General features: G+C 41.3%; 5 protein-coding genes. 2 read left to right on the plus strand and 3 right to left on the minus strand.

All coding sequences use genetic code 11. The features are described 5' to 3' along the window. Positions 1-59: 59 nt before the first annotated feature. Positions 60-215, minus strand: a complete 156-nt coding sequence (rpmG, locus tag VLN09_RS00430; protein ID WP_325243035.1) for a 50S ribosomal protein L33 — start codon at positions 213-215, stop codon at positions 60-62. A gap of 165 nt (positions 216-380) precedes the next feature. Beyond that, a complete protein-coding gene (gene rpmB / locus VLN09_RS00435; protein WP_201562079.1) occupies positions 381-617 on the minus strand; it encodes a 50S ribosomal protein L28 in 237 nt (78 codons plus the stop codon). An 810-nt stretch (positions 618-1,427) separates the two neighbouring features. On the opposite strand from rpmB, the gene purU reads away from it, so the two are divergent. Next, positions 1,428-2,351, plus strand: a complete 924-nt coding sequence (gene purU, locus VLN09_RS00440; protein WP_325243039.1) for a formyltetrahydrofolate deformylase — start codon at positions 1,428-1,430, stop codon at positions 2,349-2,351. Positions 2,352-2,473: 122 nt separating this feature from the next. Here purU and VLN09_RS00445 read toward each other — a convergent pair whose 3' ends face one another. Continuing rightward, on the minus strand, positions 2,474-3,280 hold the full coding sequence (locus VLN09_RS00445; RefSeq protein ID WP_325243041.1) for a cytochrome C assembly family protein: 807 nt from the start codon (positions 3,278-3,280) through the stop codon (positions 2,474-2,476). Positions 3,281-3,534: 254 nt separating this feature from the next. Here VLN09_RS00445 and ffh point away from each other — a divergent pair, with 254 nt between their 5' ends. Next, a complete protein-coding gene (gene ffh / locus VLN09_RS00450; RefSeq protein ID WP_325243043.1) occupies positions 3,535-5,082 on the plus strand; it encodes a signal recognition particle protein in 1,548 nt (515 codons plus the stop codon). Positions 5,083-5,156: the final 74 nt, after the last annotated feature.

A 5,156-nucleotide genomic window follows, 5' to 3' on the forward strand; every position in this document is an offset into this window, starting at 1 on the left:
GGTTTATCAATTGATAAACCCTTTTTTTGTTCAAATAAAACCATTTATAAAAATGGGGATTATTTGATTTTTGCTTCTTTAAAGAGCACATGCTGGCGTACTTTTGGATCAAATTTTTTGATTTCCATTTTGCCAGGCATAGTGCGCTTGTTTTTGGTAGTGGTATAGTAATACCCAGTACCAGCAGTTGATACTAATTTAATTTTATCTCTCATGATAGCTTTCCTGTAAATGAGCGGTCTTCAATCGATAGGTACAAATCTAAAGTATTAAGTTGCTGTAGATAATAGCCAGCCATAAATATATGAGCTAGTAAATCTTCAGCATAACAGCAGCCTAAATAGCGATATTCATCGATAGATTAGACTGCCAATATTTACTTAAACTTTTTGACCTTGTGCGCGTAGATCTACTAGCACTTTATCGATACCCAATTTGTCAATGATGCGCATACCTTTGGTAGACACACGTAGACGTACAAAACGATTTTCAGACTCTACCCAAAAACGATGGTGGTGAAGGTTTGGTAGAAAGCGACGACGGGTTTTGTTGTTTGCGTGCGAAACATTATTACCCACCATAGGGCGCTTTCCAGTCACTTGGCAAACTCTAGACATGGCGAACTCCTAATCTATGAGGTATGAGTTTTTCTCATACCAGTCTGGGCAAGTTGCACGTATTTGCGGCATGGACACAGCAAGCGGCAGCTTTGCACCAAACAAAACTATATGAATGTTGAGCTGATTTACTGTCATTAAAGGCAAACAACAGGCAAACCAATTCAGAAAATTTTAAAGCCGACATTTATACCATAAAAGTAATGAATACTCAAATATTTTTGTGATAGTTGTTGGTTTAAAGGGTGGCTATTATACCCTGAAATGAGCGCCCTATGTTATTGATTATTTAATAATAAGGATTCACTTTTTAGTTGTAAGTTATACTATTCAGCATTACTAAAAAAGATACCTTTTCTTTTATTAATGTTTTTACCAATAACAACTCACTCGTTATCTGCACCTATAGTCTATTCTAAATAAAGTAGATACATCATGTTTTGACGCGGCACTGGTATAAATTTTTCGAAGCCTCTGGAGTGCGAAGCGCACAGCAAGCGAGGGAAGTTTATCCCAGCAAAACGCTACTTTGAACGTACCTCTTTTATATTGAACTGGCTATACTATAGTCAAAACAATAGAAGAGTAAACACTAATTCACTAGGGTATGTCCCTAATCTGGGAAGGTAAGAATAAAGCCTTTAAAATATAGAGATTATTTAAAAATTTCTTTGCATATCATAATTTCAATAACCAAATACAACCAACTCAATCAGCAAATTTTTGCAAAAACGATTAGAATAGTTGGTTTCCTATGCTGCTAGTGATATTCAAAGTAAGCAGCAAGTTTTATTTTTAATTGAGCGTACTATGTCAGACACTGCAACGATTACTTCACCAAAAACGTCACTTCAAGTGGCACATGAAGAGGTTCCCGCTATCACTGCTACAGCCACACTATTAATCAAATGCCGTGACCAAGCCGGTATCGTACAAGCGGTATCTGAGTTTATTCATCGTTATGGCGGCAATATTATTACGCTAGATCAGTACTCAACTGCCCACGAAGGCGGTCAATACTTTATGCGTTTAGAGTTTGCTTTGGCAGGATTGAGCGAGATTATCGATAACTTTGAAGCCAGTTTTGCGCATACCGTTGCCAAACGCCACAATATGGAATGGCGCTTACATGATAATGCCATTAAAACCAAAGTTGGTATTCTAGTATCAAAATTTGATCATGCTTTATTGGACTTATTATGGCGTCATCAGCGCGGATTGCTCGATTGCGAGATTACCTGCGTGGTGAGTAATCATATTGCTTTACGCCAATCAGTAGAAAATTTTGGTATCGTTTTTCATCACGTTCCAGTGACCAAAGACAATAAAGTAGAGGCAGAAGAGCAAATTCATACATTGATGGCGGGTAACGATTTATTGGTATTAGCGCGCTATATGCAGATATTGTCGTCAGATTTTGTGAAGCGCTGGCCAATGCAGATTATTAATATTCATCATTCATTTTTGCCAGCGTTCGTCGGCGCGGATCCTTATCGCCAAGCTTATGATAAAGGAGTGAAGTTGATTGGCGCAACCGCCCATTATGTGACTGCTGAGCTCGATCAAGGACCTATCATTGAGCAAGACGTGCACCGTGTGACCCATCGTCAAGGCGTCACCGAACTACGTGCTATTGGTCGTGATATTGAGCGCAATGTATTGGCACGCGCGGTCAATTGGCATGTGCAGAATCGGGTGATTGTCGCGGGTAATAAGACGGTGGTTTTTAATTAAAATCGTTGTGATAAAAATGGCTATGCAATAGAAGGATAGGTTATTAGCGAGCAATACCGCTAATAATCTATTTGTATCTCTTTTTCCTAACAGCTCTTATAACTGTATTTATAGCATGGCATTTATAAAATCATCTCTAATACAAACTTGCTACCGACAAAGCCAATGGCTAATAATATAAAAGCATAAATAGTCATATTAGCGGCACGTTTACCGCGCCATCCAGCACGCCAATTACCGATAAGTAACGCGCCAAACAGCAACCATGACAGTAGGCTAAAGGCTGTTTTATGGACAAGGTGCTGTGCCATCAAGTCTTCTACGTAAATAAAACCAATCCCTAGTGCGATACTCAGTAGAACAAAGCCGACCAACAGCATATCGAATAATAAACTTTCCATACTTTGAAGAGACGGTAGCTTATTTACCCAAAAGCGGTGAATAGATTGATGCTTAAGCTCACGTATCTGTAGGCGTAAGAACAACGCTTGTACCGCTGCCATCAGCAGCACACAATACGCGGCAAGCGAAAGCAAGATATGAGCCTCAAGCCCAATGCTAATATCCGTAATCGGACGATAAGGCGCACGCCCAACATAACCAATTAGCATACCTACAAGGGCAGTCGGTGCCGCCAATATGCCAAGACTAACAATTGGTCGATACAGAGAAAACATGACGTAAAAAAACAAAAAAAACAAACTGATTAAGCTGATGATATTAAACAGATTGAAATTTAGCCCGTAGAGTGTGACCACGTGCGGATAAAGTAGCGCTGCGTGTGCCAACATACCCACAAACAATAAGCCTAAGCTTATGCCTTTATGAATAGGTTTATCCTGAATCAGCGCCCAACCAATATAGATGCTGACTAAGAGGTAAGCCATCGCAGCAAGTAAGAATGCAAGTTGCAAGATAAAGAACCTCATCTCATTTTGCGCGCAAAATACGCGCTTAATTTAATGCTAAAGTGGTATTATTAGAATAATTACCCAATTTATCATAAAATGGCAATCAATTGAGCACCATCTTATGTATTCCTGATAAATGCTTGGCAATTGGGCTTTAGTACTCGCCATCAGATACCAATACCCGAATCGTATTTATCAGTGCGTTAACTTCCGAAGCCAATCTCTACTAAGCGCCAAGTTTCATAAAGAATTATTTTAACTGAGAGTTATTTATGTTTGATACTTTAACAGAACGATTATCGTCGAGCCTGCGCAATATCGCAGGTACAGGTCAATTGACCGAAGATAATATCAAAGACACCTTACGTGAAGTGCGTATGGCGCTATTAGAAGCCGATGTCGCACTGCCGGTCACCCGTGATTTTGTGAAGCGTGTGAAAGAGCAAGCGCTTGGTGCTGAAGTGCTTAAAGAGTTGGCACCAGGTCAAGCTTTTGTCAAAATTGTCCATGATGAGCTGACCGAAATGATGGGCAGTGCCAATCAGCAGCTTGAGATGACTGGCAAGCCACCTGTCGTTTATTTATTAGCAGGTCTGCAAGGTGCTGGTAAAACCACCACTGCTGGTAAATTGGCCAAGTTTTTACAAGAGCGCCATAAGAAAAAAGTCATGTTGGTATCCGCTGACGTCTATCGTCCAGCGGCGATTGCCCAGCTTGAGCAAGTAGCAGGGCAAGTAAATGCTAAGTTCGTTAACTCAAGTACTGATGAAAAACCGATTGATATTGCGCTACGGGCTATCGAAGAAGCTAAAATCCAGTATCAAGACATCTTGATTATTGATACTGCCGGTCGTCTGGCTATTGATGAAACCATGATGGATGAAATCAAAGCGTTAACCGCTGCGGTTAATCCTTCTGAGACCTTGTTTGTCGTTGATGCGATGACCGGTCAAGATGCGGCAAATACTGCCAAAGCTTTTAATGATGCGCTGCCATTAACGGGCGTTATTTTGACCAAGACTGACGGTGATGCTCGCGGCGGTGCGGCGCTTTCTGTACGTGCCATCACAGGTAAGCCGATTAAGTTCTTGGGTCGCGGTGAGAAACTAGATGCATTGGAGTTGTTCCATCCTGAACGTATTGCCCAACGTATTCTTGGTATGGGTGACGTACTGAGTTTGGTTGAAGAAGTTGAGCAAAAGATTGACCGTGATAAAGCCGAAAAAATGGCGAAAAAGATGCAAAAGGGCGGCGAGTTCGACCTTGAAGATCTATTGACGCAGTTTCAGCAAATGAAAAGTATGGGCGGCATGGCAGGTTTCTTAGATAAGATGCCAGGTATGGGCGGCTCGGATATGCAAAAAGCCGTCGAAGACGCCAAGCCCGAAGAAAAAGTGCGTGAGATGGAAGCATTGATTAATTCGATGACACCGTTTGAGCGTAAAAACCCCGATAAAATCAATCCAAGTCGTAAGCGCCGTATCGCTGCAGGCTCAGGTCGTGAGATTCAAGACGTCAATCGTTTGCTCAAGCAGCACAAGCAAATGGCAAAAATGATGAAAATGATTTCAAAGCCTGAGGGCATCAGTAAAATGATGAAATCGATGCAAGGTCTAATGGGCGGCGGCGGAGCAGGTGGCGGCGGTGGTGGTCCATTATTTGGTGGTGGTCAGCAAGGCGGCGTCAAAGATGTGAACCCGCAGCAAATGGCAAAGCAGATGGGACTTGATCCAAATAACATGCCAAGTACCGAAGAGATGCAAAAACAGATGCAAGAGCTACAAAACCAAGCGCCTAAGAGTTTCAAAAAACGCTTTTAAGTAATTTAAAACTATTGGCAGTACCTAGAACATAAAAACCTCAAAGTTAAATGAGCTTTGAGGTTTTTTTATGT

This window comes from Psychrobacter sp., from assembly GCF_035469765.1.
In the GTDB taxonomy this organism is placed as follows: Bacteria; Pseudomonadota; Gammaproteobacteria; order Pseudomonadales; family Moraxellaceae; genus Psychrobacter.